21 protein-coding genes are annotated in these 20,760 nt (G+C 63.5%); 12 read left to right on the plus strand and 9 right to left on the minus strand.

Features of this window, described 5'->3' with window-relative positions; translation table 11 throughout:
• Nucleotides 1-28: 28 nt before the first annotated feature.
• The 3 genes from EJ078_RS21575 to EJ078_RS21585 form a co-directional block, all read right to left on the minus strand.
• Complete coding sequence (locus EJ078_RS21575; protein ID WP_127403976.1) at nt 29-856, minus strand: extensin family protein; 828 nt, start codon at nt 854-856, stop codon at nt 29-31.
• Between the two features lie 113 nt (nt 857-969).
• On the minus strand, nt 970-2,004 hold the full coding sequence (locus EJ078_RS21580) for an extensin family protein (protein WP_127847469.1): 1,035 nt from the start codon (nt 2,002-2,004) through the stop codon (nt 970-972).
• A gap of 193 nt (nt 2,005-2,197) precedes the next feature.
• Nucleotides 2,198-2,623: a DUF3775 domain-containing protein gene (locus EJ078_RS21585; RefSeq protein WP_067326696.1), complete on the minus strand. Its 426-nt coding sequence runs from the start codon at nt 2,621-2,623 to the stop codon at nt 2,198-2,200.
• Between the two features lie 179 nt (nt 2,624-2,802).
• Between EJ078_RS21585 and EJ078_RS21590 the strand changes: the two genes are divergently transcribed.
• Both EJ078_RS21590 and greA read left to right on the plus strand, forming a co-directional pair.
• Nucleotides 2,803-3,342 (plus strand): tetratricopeptide repeat protein, encoded by a 540-nt coding sequence (locus EJ078_RS21590; protein ID WP_095781311.1) that lies wholly within the window; start codon nt 2,803-2,805, stop codon nt 3,340-3,342.
• 276 nt (nt 3,343-3,618) lie between these two features.
• A complete protein-coding gene (gene greA / locus EJ078_RS21595; protein ID WP_027168132.1) occupies nt 3,619-4,092 on the plus strand; it encodes a transcription elongation factor GreA in 474 nt (157 codons plus the stop codon).
• A gap of 3 nt (nt 4,093-4,095) precedes the next feature.
• Here the strand turns inward: greA and waaC are convergent, their stop codons facing one another.
• The 3 genes from waaC to rfaD are packed head-to-tail and all read right to left on the minus strand — an operon-like array spanning nt 4,096 to nt 6,997.
• Nucleotides 4,096-5,070, minus strand: coding sequence for a lipopolysaccharide heptosyltransferase I (gene waaC / locus EJ078_RS21600; RefSeq protein WP_208720807.1), 975 nt, complete (start codon nt 5,068-5,070; stop codon nt 4,096-4,098).
• Nucleotides 5,067-6,074, minus strand: a complete 1,008-nt coding sequence (waaF, locus tag EJ078_RS21605; protein WP_127215129.1) for a lipopolysaccharide heptosyltransferase II — start codon at nt 6,072-6,074, stop codon at nt 5,067-5,069. Before waaF ends, waaC begins: the two co-directional genes overlap by 4 nt.
• The gene (gene rfaD / locus EJ078_RS21610) at nt 6,047-6,997 is read right to left on the minus strand and encodes an ADP-glyceromanno-heptose 6-epimerase (RefSeq protein WP_127215128.1); all 951 of its coding nucleotides are present in this window, start codon (nt 6,995-6,997) and stop codon (nt 6,047-6,049) included. Before rfaD ends, waaF begins: the two co-directional genes overlap by 28 nt.
• A gap of 316 nt (nt 6,998-7,313) precedes the next feature.
• On the opposite strand from rfaD, the gene EJ078_RS21615 reads away from it, so the two are divergent.
• The 5 genes from EJ078_RS21615 (at nt 7,314) to EJ078_RS21635 (ending at nt 11,196) form a co-directional block, all read left to right on the plus strand.
• Nucleotides 7,314-7,673, plus strand: a complete 360-nt coding sequence (locus EJ078_RS21615; RefSeq protein ID WP_206518456.1) for a thioesterase family protein — start codon at nt 7,314-7,316, stop codon at nt 7,671-7,673.
• Nucleotides 7,674-7,720: 47 nt separating this feature from the next.
• Nucleotides 7,721-8,353, plus strand: a complete 633-nt coding sequence (locus EJ078_RS21620; RefSeq protein ID WP_095823238.1) for a LysE family translocator — start codon at nt 7,721-7,723, stop codon at nt 8,351-8,353.
• A gap of 147 nt (nt 8,354-8,500) precedes the next feature.
• A complete protein-coding gene (rfaE1, locus tag EJ078_RS21625) occupies nt 8,501-9,991 on the plus strand; it encodes a D-glycero-beta-D-manno-heptose-7-phosphate kinase (protein ID WP_082953958.1) in 1,491 nt (496 codons plus the stop codon).
• 7 nt (nt 9,992-9,998) lie between these two features.
• Nucleotides 9,999-10,571: an SIS domain-containing protein gene (locus EJ078_RS21630; protein WP_127215126.1), complete on the plus strand. Its 573-nt coding sequence runs from the start codon at nt 9,999-10,001 to the stop codon at nt 10,569-10,571.
• On the plus strand, nt 10,564-11,196 hold the full coding sequence (locus tag EJ078_RS21635; RefSeq protein ID WP_127215125.1) for an HAD family hydrolase: 633 nt from the start codon (nt 10,564-10,566) through the stop codon (nt 11,194-11,196). Before EJ078_RS21630 ends, EJ078_RS21635 begins: the two co-directional genes overlap by 8 nt.
• A 68-nt stretch (nt 11,197-11,264) precedes the next feature.
• Here the strand turns inward: EJ078_RS21635 and EJ078_RS21640 are convergent, their stop codons facing one another.
• Nucleotides 11,265-11,741, minus strand: coding sequence for an Lrp/AsnC family transcriptional regulator (locus EJ078_RS21640; RefSeq protein ID WP_066994506.1), 477 nt, complete (start codon nt 11,739-11,741; stop codon nt 11,265-11,267).
• A 219-nt stretch (nt 11,742-11,960) separates the two neighbouring features.
• Between EJ078_RS21640 and trxB the strand changes: the two genes are divergently transcribed.
• Together trxB and EJ078_RS21650 are read left to right on the plus strand one after the other, a co-directional pair.
• On the plus strand, nt 11,961-12,935 hold the full coding sequence (gene trxB / locus EJ078_RS21645) for a thioredoxin-disulfide reductase (protein WP_067326669.1): 975 nt from the start codon (nt 11,961-11,963) through the stop codon (nt 12,933-12,935).
• 72 nt (nt 12,936-13,007) lie between these two features.
• Nucleotides 13,008-13,904, plus strand: a complete 897-nt coding sequence (locus tag EJ078_RS21650) for a LysR family transcriptional regulator (RefSeq protein WP_095777339.1) — start codon at nt 13,008-13,010, stop codon at nt 13,902-13,904.
• 821 nt (nt 13,905-14,725) lie between these two features.
• Here the strand turns inward: EJ078_RS21650 and EJ078_RS21655 are convergent.
• The gene (locus tag EJ078_RS21655) at nt 14,726-16,777 is read right to left on the minus strand and encodes an elongation factor G (RefSeq protein WP_127215124.1); all 2,052 of its coding nucleotides are present in this window, start codon (nt 16,775-16,777) and stop codon (nt 14,726-14,728) included.
• 273 nt (nt 16,778-17,050) lie between these two features.
• Between EJ078_RS21655 and EJ078_RS21660 the strand changes: the two genes are divergently transcribed.
• On the plus strand, nt 17,051-17,446 hold the full coding sequence (locus tag EJ078_RS21660; protein WP_095801631.1) for a cupin domain-containing protein: 396 nt from the start codon (nt 17,051-17,053) through the stop codon (nt 17,444-17,446).
• Between the two features lie 74 nt (nt 17,447-17,520).
• Here EJ078_RS21660 and EJ078_RS21665 read toward each other — a convergent pair whose 3' ends face one another.
• Complete coding sequence (locus EJ078_RS21665; protein ID WP_127403947.1) at nt 17,521-18,723, minus strand: pyridoxal phosphate-dependent aminotransferase; 1,203 nt, start codon at nt 18,721-18,723, stop codon at nt 17,521-17,523.
• Between the two features lie 205 nt (nt 18,724-18,928).
• Here EJ078_RS21665 and EJ078_RS21670 point away from each other — a divergent pair, with 205 nt between their 5' ends.
• Both EJ078_RS21670 and EJ078_RS21675 read left to right on the plus strand, forming a co-directional pair.
• A complete protein-coding gene (locus EJ078_RS21670) occupies nt 18,929-19,828 on the plus strand; it encodes an EAL domain-containing protein (RefSeq protein ID WP_208720808.1) in 900 nt (299 codons plus the stop codon).
• A complete protein-coding gene (locus tag EJ078_RS21675) occupies nt 19,825-20,700 on the plus strand; it encodes an EAL domain-containing protein (RefSeq protein WP_127215122.1) in 876 nt (291 codons plus the stop codon). The genes EJ078_RS21670 and EJ078_RS21675 overlap by 4 nt, the downstream gene beginning before the upstream one ends.
• The last annotated feature ends 60 nt before the right edge of the window (nt 20,701-20,760 follow it).

The following is a 20,760-nucleotide window of genomic DNA, read 5'->3' on the forward strand; positions in this document are numbered from 1 at the left end:
TTGGGCCGGTTGGGCAGTAGGCCGAAGGTCAGCGGCAGGCGCGGTAGCCGTTCCTGCGATTCTTGACGTCGAAGTGAAAGTGGTTGCGGTGGTCGTAATTGTAGCCCGGGCCGAGGACCGTGTTGAAATATTGGCAGCCGTCGGCGCGAACATTGTTGAGGAAGCCGCGGGTGCGGAACGCAAACAGGCCAGGCTTGCGAACGTCGATGTCGTTGCCATTGTTGAGCTCGATGCTCATGACGTCGAGCGCATTGCCCTTGCCGTGCTCCGACAAGACGCCCTCGCCGGCGATCTTGCGGCAGGAATAGCTCGAGCCCTGGTGGATCGCCTTGACGCCGGAGAAATAGCGCCAGCGGGCTGCCGGCACGAGCTCGTTCCTGGTCCAGGCGGCGAAGGTCGCGGCCATGTTGCAGGTCAGTGTCGCTGCCGGTTTCATCTCGACGCTGCCGATGGCTGAAAAAACTTTCACCGGGAAGTCGATGCCGCACTGGCCTTCGTGGATAGGCTGGATGTCCTGGTAAACGACGCCAAGCCGTTTCAATTCATTGCGGCAGTCGATCTCGCCGGCCGGCATCTGCTCGGGCGAAGACAAGGGCTCATCCATGCGCGGATAGGCTGCCTGGGTCAGGTAGGGATCGGACGGAACAAGCCTCTGCATGTCGGAATATTGCGGAGCCTCGGGCATGGCGGAGGTCTGGCTGCCGACGTCGACGGCCGGCTGCAGCGAAAAGACATCGCCGGTGGTGCAGGCCGAGACCGCTGTGATTGCGAGCCCCGTTGTCATTCTGACGGTAACGGAGCGCGCACGAGTGCTTAGTCGCGCCAAGGCGAGGCTGGCGCCAAATATTGCGGCCATCGAAAGGCATCCTGTCCCCGGATGGCACAAGTCTAGTCGGCAAGAGTAAAGGAAAGATCAGCGCCGGCATTCACGCCTGGGGCCGAATTGCGGCATCTGTTCTTCGCACCCACTCATTGACAGAACGTTCCGCCATTCCGTCTCGGTTCGAGGTCGAAGTGGAAGTGCAGCGCATGGTCCGGATCGCTGCCTGGGCCGAGCACCGTCTTGAACGGCCCGCAGGCGGCCTTGCGGATCGTGTTCAGGAAGTTTGCATTTTTTTCGGGCGGCACCGGGCCGACCTCGATCGTCCTGCCGTCGGAGAGTGTGAAGGACGCGATGTCCAGCGCATTGCCGAAGGCGTGCTCCGAAAGCTTTCCACCACCGTTGCGCGGGCGGCAAACAAAGGCGGAGGCCTGGCCGATCGATTTGAGATCGGCGCCAAATTCGGCCTTCGCGGCGGGTTGGATGACTTCGACGGCAAATCGTGCCGCAGCCTCCGCCATTTGGCAGTTGAGTTCGGCTCCGGCGCCTATACTGATCGATTTTCCTAATGTTTTCATGACGATGGGATAGGGAATGGAGCAGCCGATCTCGGCGTCGTGCTCGGCCTTGTGCTCCTCGAATTCGACGCCGAGCGTCTTGAGGCGCTCACGGCAGGCAACCTCCTCCGCCGGCATCTTGTCGGCTGGCAGCTCAGCGGAGCGCGGATCGGGCAGTATTTTGTTGTCGTGGGTATCAGCCGGCTTTTCAGGTGGCTTCGGTGCGGCAGCGGGCGGCTTCGGTTCCGCGATGTCGGGTCGTTGCGTCGGAATCGGCACCGCAGACGGCGCCTCAGGTTCGCCTTCCGTGTCGGTTGACGGCTCGGTGGCCGAAGGCTCGGGATGCTGCCGCTTTCCCTCACGAAACTTTTCCTGATTGATCGGGTCAGATGCGTCAGCGTCCTTTGGACCGGCAGCCTTCTGCTCTTCCAGCGTTGCGGTGCCGGCCTTTTGCGCTTCCGCGGGCCGTGGTTCTGGCACCAGAGCATCGGCGGGCAAGATCGGCTGGTCCTGCGTTTGCTGTTGCGCCAGCTTTGGCGCGACTTGCTGCTTGCCGCGCGGTCTCACGCGATGCTTGATCCTCGGCCGCAGTGGCTGATCGGCCCGCTGCGTCAACGGCTGCTCCATGCGCGGTGTCATCGGCTGCCTGTGACGATGCTTGGCATCGGCCGGCGTGACCAGCAAAATCCCCGCCGCCAAAGGCAGCGCCAGTCTGCAAATTCCGGAAAAGCTCAGCCTCGCCATCGGCCGGAAACGGGCCGGGCATCGCAAGGTTGCCTTGGACGCTGCGGCGCTGCGATCAAAATCGGTTACCGGTTCGTTACGCGCCGATCGCCTCCAGGCCCTCCTCCAGCCAATCGGCGAGCTGCGGCAGTCCGAGCAGGTACTTTGCGGTGCGCTTGTTGGCGCGCTCGCGCGCGGCCGCCACCGCGTCGACCCATTCGGAAGCTTCGTAGTCGCCGCGGCCCACCCAGGCCAACGCTACGAGCTCGGCCGCTTCATCGACGTTGAGGTCGTTGATCAGCTCGCGGAACTCCTCCTCGGTGAGGTCTTCCGATGCCTCCTCGACAAGGCCGTCGTGATGATGATTGTCGTGCCTGTCGCCATCGAACTCGACCTCGTGCTCGGCGCCGTCGTCGTAGTCCTCGTTGACGGCAGCGCTCAGCGCCTTGGCCTTCAGGATGAACAGGCGCACGGTATCCGGGTCGATGGAAAGCTCCCATTCCTTCTCGAGGCGCTGCTGCACTGGCCTTTCTCCTCGTCGTGCGCTCGACTGATGATAGCGGATTTGCGGCCCGCGTCACATCCGTTCGCAGAGGCGATGCGCTCCCCGACCTCCAAATAGTTTGGCTTTTGACAGGTTTTCGGGATGAAACCGCATCGAAGCGGCGTTAATCTGCCGTTGTCACGCTCAAGGAGGCTCCGATGCGCAGACGTTTGCTTGTTCAGGTCTTGGCTGCTGCCGTTAGCCTGCCGCTGTTCGCGGCGCCTGCATTCACCGCCGGCGAGGGCGGTGGCGGTGGCAGCCAGACTACCACTCAATGCAAGAAGGGTCAGGTCTGGGACAAGAAAAAGAAGAAATGCGTCGTGCCGCAGTACGGCATGCTGGATGACGACAGCATCTACGAGGCAGGCCACGATCTGGCGATGGCCGGGCGCTACGACGAGGCGATCTCGGTGCTGACGCTCGCCGCCAACAAGCAGGATCCGCGCATTCTCAACTATCTCGGCTATTCGCATCGCCATTCCGGCCGTGTCACGGTCGGCCTCGGCTATTACGAGGAAGCGCTGCGCATCGACCCCGACTACACGCTGGTGCGCGAATATCTCGGCGAGGCCCATCTGCAAATCGGCGATCTTGCCGGCGCGCAGGAGCAGCTCAAGGAAATCGAGAAGCGGACCGGCAAAGGCTCGCGCGAATACGGCATGTTGTCAGAACAGATCGAGCGTTTCCTGAGGAGCTGATTCTTCTCAGATGCTTTTCGAGGCCGGCTGCGAGCAATCGCAGCCGGTTTTTTGCTGCCGGCATTGCGGATTTAGCGCCGGATGGCCTTGCGAAAGCGGTGGTGATTTTACTGAACTTCATTTTTGAGCGTGAAAATCGCGCGGAGATCGCTATATTCAGGGAAATTGTGGTGAAACGGTTCCGTTAGCCCGAGGCTGCCGGACCGTTTTCTTTTTGTACCCAACGACAAGGCTATTCCCGAAAAGCGGGGGTAGTGGCAGGAAAGGTCAGGCATCATGATCAAGGTCCCGATGACAGGCGAGGGGTTCGCGTCATTGAAGGAAGAACTGCGCTGGCGCCAGCAGGAAGAGCGTCCACGCATCATCGAGGCGATCTCCGAAGCGCGCTCGCATGGCGACCTGTCCGAAAATGCCGAGTACCACGCGGCTAAAGAGTCGCAGAGCCACAATGAGGGCCGTATCAACGAGCTCGAGGACTTGATCGCGCGCGCCGAGGTGATCGATGTCTCGAAGCTCAGCGGCGACAAGGTGAAGTTCGGCGCCACGGTCGTGCTGGTCGACGAGGACACCGAGGAAAAGAAGACCTATCAAATCGTCGGCGACCAGGAAGCGGACGTGAAGTCCGGCCGTATCTCGATCTCCTCGCCGATCGCGCGCGCGTTGATCGGCAAAGAAGTCGGCGATGCCATCGAGGTCAACGCCCCGGGCGGCGCACGGGGCTACGAGATCGTCCAGGTGCAATTTATTTGAGGGCTAGACTGGCGTTTCCGATCTAAGCACCAGCAGCCGCTCTGCTTCAGCCATAACTTCGGCCGGCGTGACTTTGCCGCCGGCGGGCGCCAGCAGTGTCGATGAAAACGGCCCGCGCGGGCCGGTCAGGCCGGGCTCCGTCGCCAGGAATATGGCGACGGTCGGCAGGCCGAAAGCGCTGGCGAGATGGGTGAGGCCGGTGTCGGCGCCGATGACGAGCGTCGACCGGCCGAGGATCGCAGCGACATCCGCTAGCGGCGATTTCGGAACCAGCACCGTTTCCGGCACGGCGCCGGCGATCGCCTCGGCAACACGCTTCTCCGCTTCGTTCGACCAGGTGACGATCGGTGTAAATTGCTGCGACACCAGTCGGCGCGCAGTCTCGACCCAGTCTTCGACCGGCCATTTCTTGTCTTCGCGGCTGGTGCCGTGCAGCAGGAAAGCCGTTTTGCCTTCGACGCCGGAAAGTCCGCCTGCCGGCGGCACTATGCCGGAGTTGAGCGTCGAGAGGTCCGGCTGATACCCCAGCGCCAGGCCGAACAGGCGTCTGGTGCGCTCGATGGCGTGCAACTCGCGCCGCACGGCGTATTTGCGCTCGTAGAGCAGCGTCGCCGAGGGCTCGCGGGCGCTGGAGCGGTCGAAGCCGGCGATCGGCGCGCCGGATTGCTTGGCGACCACGGCCGATTTCAACAGCCCCTGTGCATCGATAACCAGGTCGTAGCGACGCGAGCGAAGCGCACGTCGCAGGCCGGCCATCTCGCGCCATGTGCCGCCGTCGAACGGCTTCTTGCGCCAGCGCCGGATCGCCAACTTGTGGATGGTTCCGATCGCCGGATGCAAGGCGACAACGGCGGCAAAGGCCTCTTCCACGCACCAGTCGAAGCTTATGTCCGGGCGATTGCGGAGCGCGTCCTCGACGGCCGGGAAGGTGTGGATGACATCGCCCATCGATGATGTCTTGACGATCAGAACCCTCATGCGGCCGCAGGAATATCAAGCAATCGGTCGGCGGCGGCGGCGACCCGCGCGACATCGAGCGTCTTAAGGCAGTTGAGATGGCCGAGCGGGCAGAGCTTGCTGTGGCAGGGCGAGCAGGAGAGGTGCAGCCAGATCAGTTCCGAACGGTCGGTCAGCGGCGGCGTGTTTTCGGGCGAGGTCGAGCCATAGACGGCGACGATTGGCGTGTCGACGGCGGCGGCCACATGCATCAGTCCGCTGTCGTTCGAGACGGCTAGCTTCGCCGCGGCGATCAGGTCGATGGCATCCTCCAGCTTCGTCCGGCCGGCAAGGTCGACGGCGCCCGGCGCAAGCCTCGCGATCTCGCCGGTGACCTCAGCGTCGTTCTTCGAGCCGAGCAAGGCGACGCCCAGGCCTTTTGCCGTCATCCCGCGGGCTAGCTCGGCATAGTATTCGCTCGGCCAGCGCTTCGCCGGACCGAACTCGGCGCCCGGCAACAGGGCGACGAATTCTTTTGCGCTGAGCCCGAACCGCGCCAGCAGATCGGCCTGATTGGCCATATCGACGGTGAGCTTCGGCGGGCGAAAAGTGCCGCCGCGCGCCAGGCCGAAATAGGCCTGAGCCGTGCGCCGCTTCACCGCATCGGGCAGCGGAACGATGTCGGTCAGCAGGCCGTAGCGCATTTCCCTCAGATGGCCGACGCGGCGCGGAATCCGGGCGAAGAACGGGATCAGCGCCGATTTCCAACTCCCCGGCAGCACATAGGCCATGTCGTAGCGGCCGCGCAGCAGGCGGCCGAAGCGCCTGCGGCTGCGGAATTCGAGCGTGCCGGGCATCAGTGGAAAGTCGATCTGGGAGCGTATTTCGGGCATGCGCTTGACCAGGGGCGCTGCCCAAGCCGGCGCGAGCACGTCGATCGCGGCATTCGGATGCTTTTCCTTCAGCGCCGCGAACAGGCACTGGGCCATGACCATGTCACCCACCCAGCGTGGGCCGATCACGAGGATCGTTGGGCTTTCAGCCATTGGACATAGTCTCTGACGCCGGTTTCGACGGTGCGGAATTGGCCATTGTAGCCGGCCGCGCGTAAGCGGGACATATCCGCCTCGGTAAAACTCTGGTAGCTGCCCTTCAGGTGTTCGGGGAAGGGAATGAACTCGATCTCACCCTTGCCGAGCGTGTCGATCACCGTCTCGGCGATGGCGCGGAACGGCTGGGCGCGGCCGGTGCCGCAATTGAAGATGCCGCTTGAGCCGCGCTTCCATAGCCACAGATTGACGTCGGCGACGTCGCCGACATGGATGAAGTCGCGGCTCTGCTCGCCGGGGCCGAACCCGCCATAGGCGCCGAACAGCTTCGGGTTCTGGCCCTGCTCGACCTGGTTGAACAAATGGAAGGCGACCGAGGCCATGGCGCCCTTATGCGCCTCGCGCGGCCCGTAGACGTTGAAATAGCGCAGGCCGGCCACCTGCGAGTGATCGGTGTCGAAGACATTGCGGCGGACGTAGTCGTCGAACAGCTTCTTCGAATAGGCGTAGACGTTGAGTGGCCGTTCGAATTCGGGCTCTTCGCGAAACTCGCTGCCGCCGCCATAGACCGAAGCCGAGGAGGCATAGAGGAAGGGCACCCGCAGCGCCAGGCAGGCGTGCAGCAGGCGCTTCGAATAAGCGTAGTTCACGTCCATCATGAACTTGCCGTTCCATTCGGTGGTGGTCGAGCAGGCGCCCTGATGGAAGACGGCGTCGATGCGGCCCAGCCCGCCATCCTCGAGCCGGGCCGGAAGCTCGTCCTTGTCGAGATAGTCAGCAATGCGGAGATCGGCCAGATTGGCGATCTTGTGGCCGTCGGTCAGATCGTCGACGACCAAGATATCGTCATGGCCTTCGGCATTCAGCGCGGCGACGATGTTGGAGCCGATCATGCCGGCGCCGCCCGTGACGATGATCATCCTTGTGAGCCTTGTTTCGTTGCCGATTCCGGCCCTTATAGGGGAGGCGCGAGCAGGTGTCGATAAAAGGTCCCCGGCTGTGGAGCATCGGCTACGACGAATGTAGGGATGGATCGGCAGAACGGCTCGCGAGATAAGCTCTGGCGCGCCGAACGGTACGTCTTCGATCGAAGCAAGCTATGGTGCCATTGAGGGCTGTGGCATGAGCCGTCGGTGTGCGTTCTTGCCGTTGGTATCAGCCATGACATCCGATTTAAAGCCAGGCCTTCACCACGTTCAAACCCTGCGGGTCGACGACTCCCTGACGGTTCCGGCCATGACAACGGCCTTTGCGAGTTTCGCCGACATGCCGCCGGTTTTCGCCACCGCCTTCATGGTGGGCTTCATCGAATGGGCGTGCGTCGAGGCATTGCGTCCGTTCCTGAGCAGCCATGAGAGAACCGTCGGCACCCATGTCGACGTCAGCCATGTCGCCGCGACGCCCGTCGGCATGACCGTCACCGCCGATGTCGAGCTTGTCGCGGTGCAGGGGCGAAAGCTGCGCTTCAAGGTATCGTGCAGCGACGAGAATGGATTGATCGGCGAAGGTTTCCACGAGCGCGCGGTCGTCGACCATGACAAGTTCATGGCGCGTGTTCTTGCCAAATCAGGGCAGACCGGTTCGTCGCCACAGTGAGGCCGCAAAGCTCCCGCTTCAGTCGGCTCCTATCGTGAGGGATCAAGATGCCGTCGACCGAACTGCTTATCGCCTTTTTCGTCACCACGGCTATCTTCGCCTACATTCCCGGACCGGCCATGCTCTATGCCGCCGCGCAGACCATGGCGCGCGGGCGTTGGTCGGGGCTGACGGCGGCGCTCGGCATCCATCTCGGCGGCTATGTCCATGTCCTTGCCGCCGCAACCGGACTGTCGGTGTTGTTCCACGCCGTGCCGCCGCTTTACATGGCGGTCAAACTTGTCGGCGCGCTGTACCTGATCTGGCTCGGTGTTTCGCTGTTCCGCGCCAAGATCCAGGGAAACGGAACGCTTCCTGCCATCGAGCGAAAATCGGCGCGTCGCGCCTTTTTCGAAAGCATCACGGTCGAGGTGCTCAATCCCAAGACAGCAATCTTCTTCATGGCATTCCTGCCGCAGTTCATCGATGCCTCGGCGACCTTGCCGGTTTGGCTGCAGTTCGTGGTGCTGGGAACCGTCGTCAACCTGATGTTCTCGTCGGCCGACATCGTTTGCGTCTTTCTCGCCGGCGCGATGATTGCGCGCCTGCGGCGCTCCGGTCGCGCGCAGCGCCTTATGCAGCGCGCAGGTGGCGCCGTGCTTGTCGGTCTCGGCGTCCATGTCGCCTTGCAGAAGAGCTGATCCGTCCGGCGCCTTGGCCGTGCGCATACGGCCGCCGTTGCGCTGGCCCCGATTGCGGTATATCGGCATCGCGAAGAATGAAGAGCGCCGGTTTTCCGGCGCTGCAACCCCGATCAAGAACCGTCGTTTTCGGCGCGTGCCAGTGAGATGATCAAGCACCATCTGCCTTCCCCGGAGCCCTTGCATCGCACCATCGCCCACTTCGGCGAGGTCACGGTGCTGGTGGTCGGCGATTTCATCCTCGATCGTTTCGTCAACGGCGTCATCGAGCGGATCTCGCCTGAAGCGCCGATCCCGGTGCTGCATGGGCGGGGCGAGGTGGTGGCCCTGGGCGGCGCCGGCAATGTCGTTTCCAACATCGTTTCACTGGGCGGCGCCGCGATCCCGGTGTCCGTCATCGGCGCCGACCAGGCCGGCGACAATCTCATGCGCATGCTCGGCGATCTTGGCGCCGATACGGACGGCCTTGCACAGCGGCAGGACCGCATGACCTCGTCGAAGAGCCGCTTCAGCGCGCTTAACCAGCAGGTGCTGCGTTTCGACGAGGAGGAAATCAAACCGTTGTCCAGTGGCGAGCGGACGACGCTTGTCGAGCATTTCCAGGCTGCCCTTGCGCGTGCCGATATCGTCATCCTGTCCGACTACGGCAAGGGCATCCTGCTCGACGGCGTGGCGGCCGAACTGATCGCGATCTGCCGCGATGCCGGAAAACCGGTGCTGATCGACCCGAAGGGCCGCGACTATGCGCGCTATGCCGGGGCGACGGCGGTCACGCCCAACCGCAAGGAACTCGGCGAGGCGGTCGGACGCCCGGTCTTCGGCGATGACGAGATCGTCGCTGCGGCACGCGACCTGATTGCCGCGCATGACTTCGAGTTCATCGTCGCGACGCGCAGCGAAAAGGGCATGAGCGTGGTCACCGCGGAGGATGCCCGCCATATCTCCACGCAGGCGCGCGAAGTGTTCGACGTCTCCGGCGCCGGCGACACGGTCATCGCCACCTTCGCGCTGTCGCTCGCCGCGGGCGCCGACCGGGTGCAGGCTGCTACAATCGCCAATGCCGCCGGCGGCGTGGTCGTTGGCAAGCGCGGCACGGCGCGGCTGACAGTGGAGGAGCTTTCCGGCGCGCTGTTCCGCTCGCATGGACCGGTCGCCCACAAGGACGCCATTCTCGACGCCAATGCGGCGGCCAGGATGGTGGCGGCCTGGAAAGAGGAGGGGCTGTCGGTTGGCTTCACCAATGGCTGCTTCGACATTCTGCATGCCGGCCATGTCAGCCTGCTGCACGCCGCGCGCAGCCGATGCGACCGGCTGGTGCTCGGCTTGAACAGCGACGCCTCGGTGCGCCGGCTGAAAGGGCCCGGACGTCCGGTCAACGACCAGCACGACCGCGCCTGCGTGCTCGCGGCGCTCGCCTCGGTCGATGCCGTTGTCGTCTTCGAGGAAGACACGCCGCTCAAGCTGATCGAGGCGCTTCTGCCCGACATCCTGGTCAAGGGCGCGGATTACACGATCGAGACCGTGGTCGGCGCCGACGTGGTGCAGAACGCGGGCGGGCGTGTGGTGCTGGTCGACCTCGTCGCCGGCAAGAGCACCACCAAAACCATCGGCAAGCTGCGCGCCGGCGGCGCGAATTGAGGGTTTCATGTCCGAGCTGAACGACTATCTGGTCCGCTCCGCGGCGGCGATCTCGGCAATGGTCGAGCGCGATCTCACCGGCGAGATGGAGCGCGCGGTGAGCGCGGTCGTGAAGGCGCTGTCACACGGCAAGGCGCTGCTGATCTGCGGCAATGGCGGCTCGGCGAGCGACGCCATCCACATCGCCGGCGAACTGGTCGGCCGGTTCCTTAAAGAGCGCAAGGCCTACAATGTCATCGCGCTGCCGGCCAATGCGGCGGTGCTGACCGCCTGGGGCAACGACTACGGCTTCGACACCGTCTTCTCACGCCAGGTAGAGGCGCATGGGTCGGAAGGCGCGATATTGCTCGCCATCTCCACCAGCGGCAATTCGCCGAGCATCCTTGCCGCCGCCGAGCAGGCGCGGGCCATGGGCATGACGGTGATCAGCCTCACCGGCGACACCGGCGGCAAGCTCAAGCCGCTCACGGACATCTTGCTCAACGTGCCGTCGACCTCGACGCCGATCATCCAGCAGGGGCATCTCTGCCTCTATCACCACCTGTGCGAGGCGGTCGAAGCGCGTCTCAGCAATGGCTGACCGCGAAGGGGATTTTCCGCTCGTCGAGCCCGGCCTGTGGATCGAGCGGATTGGCGCCAAGGCGTTTCCGGCTGGCCTGCCGGCACTGTTTCTAGACCGTGACGGCACCATCAATATCGATACCGGCTATCCTGACGATCCGGACGCCATGGTGCTGCGCGACGGTATCGCGCCTGCCATAGAAGCCGCGAATCGGCGCGGCATTCCGGTCATCGTCATCACCAACCAGTCCGGTATCGCGCGCGGCTATTTTGGCTGGGATGCCTTCGCCCGGGTCAATCAGCGGGTGCTCGAACTGCTTGCCGAGAAGAACGCAGCCGTCGACATGGTGCTGGCCTGCGCCTACCACGAGGCCGGTTCGGGCCCGCTGGCGATGGCCGATCATCCGATGCGCAAGCCCAATCCGGGCATGCTGCTCGAGGCAGGGCGCCGCCTCGGCCTCGATCTCAAGCGATCGCTGATCGTCGGCGACAAGCCGGCCGACATGGAAGCAGGCCAGCGCGCCGGCCTCGAGCGCGGCTGGCTTGTCGATGGCGAAGCCACACCGATGGGCGGCTTTTCCGTTTTGCCGCTGCGCGATGTGCGGGACCTGGAAGGTCTGCTCACCGCGATACGATCGCAATGATCGCGGATTGATTCAAAATTGAGCGCCAAACCGCTGTTTTTCCAGCGGCTTCATCGGAAGCCGGCGCATTAAGCCGGAAAGGCGACCAGCCCCTCATCCTTGACCCGGCGGATGGTCAGCGCGGTGCGCACCGTGTCGACATTGGGCGCCGAGGCGAGCTCCTCGATGACGAAGGTCTGGAAGGTGCCAAGGTCGCTTGCCACGCAATGCAGCAGGAAATCGGACTCGCCCGACACCATCCAGGCATCGCGAACGATCGGCCAGCCCCTCGTCCGCTCGGCAAAAGCCTTGAGCTCGGCGTCGGCCTGATGGTGCAGGCCGATCAGGCAGAAGGCGACGACATCCATGCCGAGCGCCGGCGCATTGAGGAGCGCACGGTAACCGCGGATGATGCCGGCCTCTTCCAGTCGCCTGACGCGGCGCAGGCAAGGCGGCGCCGAGATGCCGACGCGGCCGGACAACTCGACATTGGTCATACGACCGTCACTCTGCAGCTCTCGCAGGATCTTCCAGTCGATGGCGTCGAGATCGGCTTTGAGCGGCATGATCGGCTTTCGCGCAAGAATCTTTCGCGATTTTGTAATTTGGTTTCGCACGCGAGGCCATCCCTTTGCGATGATTTTTCTGCAACTGGCTGCGATATGGCCCTGTATACCGCTATGAAGCTTTCCGGGGACGAAGGCCAAGCTGCCTTGCTGGCTTGGCGGGCAGCACTTACATTACCGGCAACAAAACCACGGCCTCGCGCCGCAGGGGACTTTTTCATGAACACCAAACACGCGCCCGTTCTCATCATCGGCTCCGGGCCGGCCGGCTACACCGCGGCGATCTATGCCGCCCGCGCCATGCTGAAGCCGATGCTTGTCGCCGGCCTGCAGCAGGGCGGTCAGTTGATGATCACCACCGACGTCGAAAACTATCCGGGCTTCGCCGATCCGATCCAGGGCCCCTGGCTGATGGAGCAGATGCTCAAGCAGGCCGAGCATGTCGGCACCGAGATCGTCAACGACATCATCACCGAGGTCGATCTCAATGTGCGGCCGTTTCGCGCCACCGGCGATTCCGGCACCGTCTACACCGCCGACGCTTTGATCATCGCCACCGGCGCGCAAGCCAAGTGGCTGGGTATCCCGTCCGAGCAGACGTTCATGGGCTTCGGCGTCTCGGCCTGCGCCACCTGCGACGGCTTCTTCTATCGCGGCAAGGATGTCGCCGTGGTCGGCGGCGGCAATTCGGCGGTGGAGGAGGCGCTCTACCTCGCCAACCTCGCCAGGAGCGTCACCGTCATTCACCGCCGCAACGATTTCCGCGCCGAGCGTATCCTGCGCGAGCGGCTGTTCAAGAAGGACAATGTCCGCATCATCTGGGATACCGTCGTCGACGAGATCACCGGGCAGCCGGGCAAGGCACCGCTGCCGCCTTCGGTCGACGGCTTGAAGCTGCGCAATGTGGTGACGGGCGAAGTGTCGCGGCTGCAGGTCGATGGCGTCTTTGTCGCGATCGGCCATGCGCCGGCGGTCGAGCTTTTCATCGGCAAGCTGAAGCAGAAGCCGAACGGCTATCTGTGGACGGCGCCCGATTCGACCCGTACCGACGTTCCCGGCGTTTTCGCCGCCGGCGACGTCACCGACGATGTCTACCGGCAAGCGGTTACAGCTGCCGGGCTCGGTTGCATGGCCGCGCTCGAGGCGGAGAAATATCTGGCGGGGATCGAGGTTCACCGCGAAGCGGCGGAATAATCGATCGGCTGAAAAAAGCCGTCTAAAAGCCTGATTTTTCATTCAGACGCCAAAGGCAACACGAGGGGAATCATGGCGCTGGACTGGGACAAGCTACGCGTGTTTCACGCTGCGGCGGAGGCTGGGTCGTTTACCCATGCCGCCGAAACGCTGCATCTGTCGCAGTCGGCGATCTCGCGGCAGGTCAGCGCACTGGAGCACGACGTCGGCGTGGCGCTGTTCCATCGCCACGCGCGTGGCCTCGTGTTGACCGAGCAGGGCGAGATGCTGTTCCGCACGGCACATGACGTGCTGATGAAGCTGGAGACGATCAAGTCGCGGCTGACCGAGACAAAGGATCGCCCGTCCGGCGTGCTGAGGGTCACGACAACGGTGGGGCTCGGGGCCGGCTGGCTGACCGAGCGCGTGCAGGAATTCATCGAGCTCTACCCCGAGATCAGCCTGCAGCTCATCCTCGCCAACGAGGAGCTCGACCTCACCATGCGCCAAGCCGATTGCGCCATCCGCCTGCGCCAGCCGCAGCAGCCGGATCTTATCCAGCGCCGGCTGTTCACGGTGCATTTCCACCTTTATGCGTCGCCTTCCTACGTGGCGAAGTTCGGCAAGCCCGCCTCGATCGCCGAGCTCAGGAACCACCGGATCGTCACCTTCGGCGTGCCGGTGCCTTCGCATCTGTCGGAGCTGAACTGGCTGGAGACGGTCGGCGATTTCGAGGGCGGGCAAAGGGTGCCGACGCTGCAGATCAACGACATCCTGTCGATCAAGCGCGCGGTCCAGGGCGGCGCCGGCATCGCCATGCTGCCCGACTACGTCATCAACAAGGACTCGAACCTCGTCCAGTTGCTGCCCGAAACCGAGGTGCCGTCCTTCGACACCTATTTCGCCTATCCCGACGCGATGAAGAACCAGGCGAAGCTGCACGTGTTCCGCGATTTCATCATCGCCAAGGCGCGCAGTTGGTCCTACTAGCAGGACCTGCCGATATTCGGGTGGTGCCGGCCTGACCTGGCCCACGACAGGGACTTAAGCGCGCCATGGCGTGGGGCAGCCAGCCGGAGACAGCGCGCCCGGGGCGGAGACAAAGAACAAGGAGCTGCCGGCAATTGCCGAAAAAGTTCGCATCGGGCTCTCCTGCCGCAGAAATAAACGCGACCAGCCCAAGTTCGCATCATTGTGAATTTAGCGTATTTCGGCACCGGAATCTGACCCGGTTTGCATATCAGCGATCGCTTTCAGTCCGGAACGGCTCTGGATTCGGCGATTTTTTCTGGTCCTATCGGTTCTCGCGACGGATTAGACCACAGCCTACCTCTTTTTGCATGCGTGTGTTGCAAAATAGATGCTTGTTTCTTGAGCATGATGAGCACATATATAGTTCATCTCCAGGGCGCGTTCTCCTCCCATTAGCGCCCTCGAGTGTTCCCCTCTGGAGGTTAGCCCTAATCGGCACTTCCAATCAAACTCAGCCGGATCTTTATTGATCCGGCTTTTTTGTTGCGCCGAAGTCACGCCGACACCAGAAATGCGTGCGCGCGGCCCGCGTAACAGTGACATGTAACATCGGGTAACATGTCGCAGACGCACTCTATCGATTAGGTAGATCATAGGACGCGGTTGGTCGGTCCGGGAGATGGGGGCATCACTCGGACAGGCCGGGCTCAGGCAGCTACCGCGTCCGATCCATTTCCTGATGCGGCGGACCTGCCGTTGCCTCCCAAGGAAGACAGTCCGCAATAAGAACGGCGCCCGGACGATCCGGGCGCCGTTTTCGCGTCTTCAACAAGATCCGATCAGGCGGCCTTGCCGTTGGCGTTCATCGCCTCGTCGGCGAGGCGCCCGGTCAGCTCGGCCATATGGTCGAAGACGGCCTTGTAGCTGGCGACGCCTGCCGTCGCCGAGCGCAGCTCGATGATCAGGTCGCCGATCTCGGCCTGGGGCATGGTCGCTTCGACCACGTCCCAGCCCGGCCAGCCGGGCCGCGCGTCATAGCCAAGGATCTGGCCGCGCCGCTGCGGGATCAAAGCGATAATCCTCGAGGTCGCATCTGAAGGCGTGACGATCTCGACCTTCATGATCGGTTCCAGCAGAACCGGCGAACAGGCCGCCATGCCTTCCTTCATCGCCAGCTTGGCCGCCATCTGGAAGGCCATGTCGGACGAGTCGACGGCATGATAGGAGCCGTCCGAAAGGTTGACGGCGACATCGACCACCGGGAAGCCGAGCGGACCGGATTTCAGATAGTCGCGGATGCCGGTCTCCACCGACTGGATGTAGGTTTTTGGCACGACGCCGCCGGTGATGGTGTCGGTGAACTGGAAACCCATGCCGCGCGGCAGCGGCTTGATCTCGATCACCACGTCGCCGAACTGGCCGTGGCCGCCCGACTGTTTCTTGTGGCGGCCGCGCTGCTGCGCGGATTTGCGGATCGTCTCGCGATAGGGCACCGCCGGCGAATGGCCATCGATCGGGATCTGGTTCTTGCCCTCCAGCCGCTCGCGCACGACGCGCAGGTGCATTTCGCCATGGCCCGACAATACGGTCTCCGCGGAATCCTGGTTGTGGTGCAGGCTGAGCGAGGGGTCTTCCTCGGCTAGCCTCTGGATCGCTGCCGACATCTTGACCTCGTCCTTGCGCTCCTTGGGGCGCAGAGCGAATGCGAACACCGGTTGCGGGGGCTCCAGGGCGATCAGCGGCTTGATGCCGCCCTTGGCCGAACTCAGCGTTTGGCCGGTCCTGACATTGTCGAGCTTGCCGAGCGCGACGGTATCGCCAGCCTTGGCCGACGGCAGCTTCAACTGGTCTTTGCCAAGCATCTTGTAGATGCCGGAGACCTTCGTCGTGTCGCCGCTGGAGAGGAAGAGTTCGGCCGCGTCGGCCACCTGGCCGGAAAGCACACGCGAAATAGACAGTTTGCCGCCATGCGCGGTGTGGATGGTCTTCACCACCTGCACGACCGTCTGGCTGCCATCAGGCGCGCCAAGGCGCTTGCGCGTCGCCTCGACGTCAGGCGCGTCGTGGCGGATAGCTTTCAACAGGCGCAGCACACCGTTGCCCTTCTCGGCGGTACCGATCAGCACCGGCGTCACCGAGCCGGCGCGCAGGTCAGCGGCAAGGTCATCGAAGATCGCGTCCTTCGGCGGCTCGATCTCCTCCAGCAACTGCTCCATCAGCTGGTCGTCATGGTCGGCCAGCGTCTCCAGCATCGAGAACCGTGCCTCGAGCTCGCGCGCCTTGTCGTCGTCCGGAATCTCGGCGACCTGGCTTTCGGCATATTCGCGGTAGACATAGGCGCGCTCCAAGGCCAGATCGATCGAGCCGATGACGACACCATCCTTGCGCAATGGAATCTGGCGCAGCAGCAGCGGCGCCGAGCTGGCCGGCTGCAGCATCTTTAGCGTCTCGCGCACGCCGGCGACCGCCTTGTCCACCTTGTTGAGGAACAGGATGCGCGGCACGCCGAGATCGTCGAGCTTGCGCATGATGAGCTGAAGCGCGGGTATCTTCTTTTCGTCCGCTTCGGCCACGACCACGGCGACATCGCAGGCGGCAAGCACCGGCTCCGCCTCGAAGGCGAACTCGATGGAACCGGGGCAATCGACGAAGGTGAACTGCTCGCCCATGAATTCCGTCGTGGCAAAGGTCGCCTCGACGCTCATGGCGTGGGCGCGGGCTTCTGGCGAATGATCGGAAACCGTGTTGCCCGATGAGACGGGATTCTGGCGGGGAATGGCGCCCGTGCGGGCGAGGATAGCTTCGAGAAGTGTCGTCTTACCGCTTGCGAAGGGACCGACTATGGCGATGCATTTCGGTCCCGTGCGTCGTCCTCCGGCGCGATTACCCATGGCTGACCTCCACTCAGGCGTTTCCCTGGGAGCGGCGGCCGGCCTGTTCAGCCGTCGCGGGCGGGGTTGTTGCTCACCACCTGCCAAGGCCATCGTCACACGGGCTAGCGGAGAGGGCAAGGAAAATAGGAAATGCGCCGGCTTTGGTTTTGTGCTCGGTTTCGAACAGCCCGGTGGCTCAAGCGCTCAAAGGCGATTGCGCCGGTCGCCATATAGCAAGAAACTGACCTCCCGCTGCGGCGGACGGTCCCTAACGATTTGAGAGTTTCTACGATGAGGATCATTGCGTGCGGCAGCGTGCCGACGATCATCGCGCCTGAAAAGTATTTCACCGGCAAGGTGCTGCAGACGCCGATCATCGAGAAGGAGGCGCCGGCGCGGCTGAGGGCGACCCTGGTCAGTTTCGAACCGGGCGCCCGCACGCATTGGCACACGCACCCGCTCGGCCAGACGCTCTATGTCACCGCCGGCGCCGGGCTTGCGCAAACGTGGGGCGGGCCGATCGAGGTGATCAGGGCCGGCGACGTCATCTCCTTCGCGCCGGGTGAAAAGCACTGGCACGGCGCCGGGCCGAAGACCACGATGACGCATGTCGCCATGCAGGAAGCGCTGGACGGCGTCCATGCCGAGTGGCTCGAGGCGGTCTCCGACGAGCAGTATGGCGGCTGATTGCCGTCCCAGCAAAAACCCGGCGCGAAGCCACCGGCGCGAAGCCGGGTTTTTGTGGATGGCGGCGTTGCCGATCAGGTCAGCGACGTAGTGAAGCGCTGGATGCGGGTGCAGGCTTCCTCCAGCAGCGCCTCCGATGTTGCGTAGGAGATGCGGAAGTTCGGGCCGAGGCCGAAGGCCGATCCGAACACAACGGCAACGCCTTCGGCTTCGAGCAACTCCGAGCAGAAGGCTTCGTCATTGTCGATGACCTTGCCGGCCCTCGTCTTCTTGCCGATCAGCTCGGCGCAGGATGGATAGACGTAGAAGGCGCCTTCCGGGGACGGGCAAGAGATGCCGCGCGCCTGGTTGAGCATCGACACGACGAGGTCGCGCCGGCCCTGGAAGATCGCCTTGTTCTTGGCGATGAAGTCCTGTGGGCCGTTGAGCGCCTCGACGGACGCCCATTGCGCGATGGTGCAGGCGCCGGAAGTCTGCTGGCCCTGGATCATGTCCATTGCCTTGATCAGCGGCACCGGGCCGGCGGCGTAGCCGATACGCCAGCCGGTCATGGCATAGGCCTTCGACACGCCGTTCATGGTCAGCGTGCGCTCGTAGAGGCTCGGTTCGACCTCGGCGATGGTCTTGAAGACGAAGTCGCCATAGGTCAGGTGCTCATACATGTCGTCGGTCAGCGTCCAGACATGCGGGTGCTTGAGCAGCACGTCGGCCAGGGCCCTGAGTTCACGCTCGGTGTAAGCGGCGCCCGATGGGTTGGACGGCGTGTTCATCAGCAGCCATTTCGTCTTCGGCGTGATCGCCCTTTCCAGCACCTCAGCCGTCAACTTGAAGCCGTTGTCGATCGAGGTGTCGGCAAAGACGGACGTGCCGCCGCAGATCGCCACCATTTCCGGGTAGCTCACCCAATAGGGGCGTGGGATGATGACCTCGTCGCCGGGGTTCAGCGTCGCCATGAAGGCGTTGAACAGGATCTGCTTGCCGCCGGTGCCGACGATGGTCTGCTCCGGTCGGTAGTCGAGATTGTTCTCGCGCTTGAATTTTTTGGCGATCGCCTCGCGCAGCGGCGCGATGCCGGAGACCGGCGGGTACTTGGTCTCGCCACGGCGGATCGCCTCGATCGCCGCGTTCTTGATGTTATCGGGCGTGTCGAAGTCCGGCTCGCCGGCGCCGAGGCCGATGACGTCACGGCCGGCATTTTTCAGCTCACGCGCTTTCTGCGTCACCGCGATGGTCGCGGAAGGCTTCACGCGGGAAAGGGCGTCGGCAAGAAAGGCCATGACAGAGCGTCTCCAAGAGAAGGGCGCGGCCAGGAGCGGCCGCGGCGCCTCTCATGTCGCATCATCGGGCCAAGCGCAAGCATTGTCGGGTGATCCAGAGGTCAAGGTGGCGTGAGCGGCAACTATAAATTCATCAACGAGCGGTAAACCCTTGGCTGGCAGGATGGCAGATCGAATTCCGCTTATTCTGCGGAGCGAGGGACCTTTGTCGCGCAGCATCGGGCTTGCCCATATCATCCGTCATGATGACGGCACCTCAAGCGGTGTCTGGGGAATCTACACGCTGCAGAGCGCCTTCCAGCCAATCTTCGCCTTCGATGGAGGCAAGCTTTCGCTCGTCGCCTTCGAGGGGCTTATCCGCCCGTTCCGCGACGGTGAGCCGCAATCGCCGATGAGCTTCTTCGGCACTTGCCCCGCAGGCGACCGGCTGCATATCGAGGCGCTGACCAGGACGCTGCATCTGCTCAACGCCGGCGGCTGTCTGCCGCAAGAGGCGTCGATTTTCGTCAATTTCGATCCGTCGGTGTTCACCGACCGCGCCATCGTCGACAAGGCGCTGCGCGACATGCGGCTGGTGCTGCACGAGGCCGGCATCGACCCGCGCCGTATCGTGTGCGAGGTCACCGAGCAGAAATCGGCTTCGCAGGAAACGCTCTACAGCTTCGTCGAGGCGCTGCGCGCCAACGGGTTCCGCATCGCCGTCGACGATTACGGCGCCGACGAATCCGACATCAACCGCATCAAGGAATTGCGGCCGGACATCGTCAAGTTCGACGCCAACTGGATCACGCAGCTGATGGAGTCCGGAGCCGGATTCGCGCTGCTGACAACGATGGTGACGAGCTTCGAAAGTCAGGGCATCCGCACGGTTTTCGAAGCCATCGAGGAAGGCTGGCAGCTCGAGCTCGCCGAGAAATCCGGGGCGTCGATGGTGCAAGGCTATGTGCTTGCCCGGCCGGAGCTGGCCTCGACCAGTCTTCGCGTCTTCGGCAAGAGCGTGCAGGCGCCCGCGGCCGGGGAGGGCAAAACGATCGCGGCCGCCAGTCCCGCTCCGGTGGCGTCAGCTCGCCCGACCAAGGCGTTTGGGCGCAAGGTGACGCCATGATCGGGCGGCCCGACAGGCAGCGCCCCGAAAGGCGGCGTGGTGTCGCCGAAGCGATCTTCGAAGACGAGATCGGCCTTCAATTCGGCGTCTATGGCGAGTTCCGGCTGTGGAGCGCCTACCAGCCGATCTTCGCGCCGCGTGGCAGATCGCTGCAACCCGTCGCCGTCGAGGCGCTGATCGAGCCGCGGCGCGTCGCGACGCCGGTTGCGCCGCAAGTTTTCTTCGACAGCGTTGCGGCAAAGGACCGTCTGTTCGTCGAGACGATGTGCCGGATGCTGCATCTCGGCAACTACCGCAACATCGGCGTCGATGGCCTTACCCTGTTCTTCAACTACAATCCGATGATCAACGATCATCTCGGACGGGCGCTCGCCGAGATCCGGCTGATGGCCAGGCATCTCGGCGATTTCGGCCTCGAGCCGGCCATGCTGGTCTGCGAGATCACCGAGCAGGCAGCCGACGAGCATGTGCTCGCCCGCCTCGTGCGCGAGATGAGGCGTGGCGGTGTCCGCATCGCCATCGATGACTTCGGCACCGGACATTCGACCGACGCGCGCATCGGCCTGCTGTCGCCCGACATCGTCAAAATCGACGGCGGCTGGTTCGCCGAGTTCTGCCGCCATGCCGCCGCCGAGCGGTTCTTCCGGCCGCTGGTTTCGACGCTGCACGACCGCGGCGCCAAGGTGCTGGTCGAGGGCATCGAGCATGCCACGCATCTGCGCGTCGCGCTCGATGGCGGCGTCGACCTCCTGCAAGGATATCACCTCGCCCGCCCGGCGCTCGCCGGCACCATCTTCAACGAAGAGCCGCTGGCGATCGATGCGCTGCTCGGCATGGACAACAAGGTAGTGCCTTTGCATCAGCGCCGCTGATGCTTTCACTCAAAAACAAATCACTGGATGAACTGCGCACAGGCGAGTTAGAGGCAGCTG

Source organism: Mesorhizobium sp. M1A.F.Ca.IN.022.06.1.1 (genome assembly GCF_003952605.1).
GTDB lineage: Bacteria > Pseudomonadota > Alphaproteobacteria > Rhizobiales > Rhizobiaceae > Mesorhizobium.